This window comes from Streptomyces phyllanthi (assembly GCF_009377205.1).
Lineage (GTDB): Bacteria > Actinomycetota > Actinomycetes > Streptomycetales > Streptomycetaceae > Streptomyces > Streptomyces phyllanthi.
On sequence record NZ_VJZE01000901.1, the window covers coordinates 1 to 1387 of the forward strand.

Below are 1387 nucleotides of genomic sequence, written 5' to 3' on the forward strand. Positions count from 1 at the left end.
GGCATGGGCTCGTTGGTGGGGTCGTGGTCGTACGCGAGGCCGTGGGGCGTACGCGAGGCCGTGGGGCGTACGCGAGGCCGTGGGGCGTACGCGAGGCCGTGGGGCGTACGCGAGGGCGTGGGGCGTACGTGGTGATCCGGGTGATCCTGGTGTGCGTCATCGTGGACAGGCGCCGCTCAGACGATCCGTCCGGTGACGCCACTCAGACGATCCGTTCGGTGACGCTGCTCAGACATGCCTTCTGGTGAGACGGGCCAGTGCCGTGCTCTCCCGTGGTGGCGGGGCGGTGAGGTCGCCGATGCGCCAGGCGGGTACCCAGGGCACCCGGTAGACGTCGATCACGGAGTCGATCGCCTTGACGTACTGGGCGAGTTGGCGTGGCAGCCGGCCGGGTGCGTCGGCGACCAGGACGACGGCGTTGAGGTCGAGCCCGGGCGGTGCGTCCCCGCGCCGGAAGGTGCCGAGGGTGTGCAGGACGGCGTCCAGCCCGGAAGCGTGGGTCCGCGCGACCAGCAGCACCGACTCCGGTTCCCCGTGCTCGGGCCGGGGCCAGTACCGCCCTGCGTCGTGGCCGCCGAACACGGTTGCGAGAGTGGTGGTGCCCGCCCCGCCGTGCGTGGCGACCCAGGCGAACCGCCGGGGGCTCGCGGTCTGCTGGGCGGGTGGCGACTCCGGCTGCTGATCAGGGGCGGTGACCGGACCGCGTATCCAGATCTCCGGCCCACCCGTCGGCTGCTGCTCCCGCTGCCCCTGCATCGCCCTCTCCTCCGCCTCTTCCCATCGATCTTCATGGTGCCCGGACCATCCCGGAAGCGGGGCGTCTGTTGCTGGGACGAGCCTGTGACGCTGCGGTGACGCGGTGGGCGGGGGTGATTCGAGAGACTCGTCCGAGTGGCGGTAACCGGCGGGGGTACGACCGCGTTTCGGTTTCCGGACCCGAGCGTACGTCAGGGACGGTGTGAGGAGAGGGGAGAGCGGGATGAAGCCGGTGAGCCCGGGTAGGCGCAAGCCGTGGTGCGTGAACGCTCTGCCGATCCGCCCGCACCGCTCTCCTTCTGACCCCGAGTGAGGAACGATGTTTCGACTCAGCCGCGAACAGAAGCGGGAACTCAAGCGGGCGGAGCATTCGCGGGCGGGGGCCGGGGTGGCCCCGATCGACGTACGGGTGCCGGCGTCGGGTGACGGTGCGACGGTGGGCGGGATGCCGGTGGCGGCCCTCATGGGTGAGCCCCTCCAGGCCACCGTCCTCGACTACCTCCACCGCCTCGCCCTCGCCACGGGGCATCCGGTCCTCGCCACCGTCCACGACGAGCGCATCGGCTATGCGGTACCGCTGGAGATCGCCGTGGACGGCTCCAGTCAGTTCACGGGGGAGCCGGTGCCGGTG

At 71.4% G+C, this 1387-nt stretch carries 1 protein-coding gene and 1 pseudogene; one reads left to right on the forward strand and one right to left on the reverse strand.

Annotated elements, in window-relative coordinates:
• Window positions 1-228 precede the first annotated feature (228 nt).
• Window positions 229-756 carry a DUF6668 family protein gene (locus FNH04_RS45980; RefSeq protein ID WP_152792148.1) on the reverse strand — a complete coding sequence of 176 codons (528 nt, stop codon included), beginning with the start codon at window positions 754-756 and terminating at the stop codon, window positions 229-231.
• Between the two features lie 319 nt (window positions 757-1075).
• Here FNH04_RS45980 and FNH04_RS45985 point away from each other — a divergent pair.
• Window positions 1076-1387: pseudogene (locus FNH04_RS45985) on the forward strand (hypothetical protein); the annotation flags it as partial.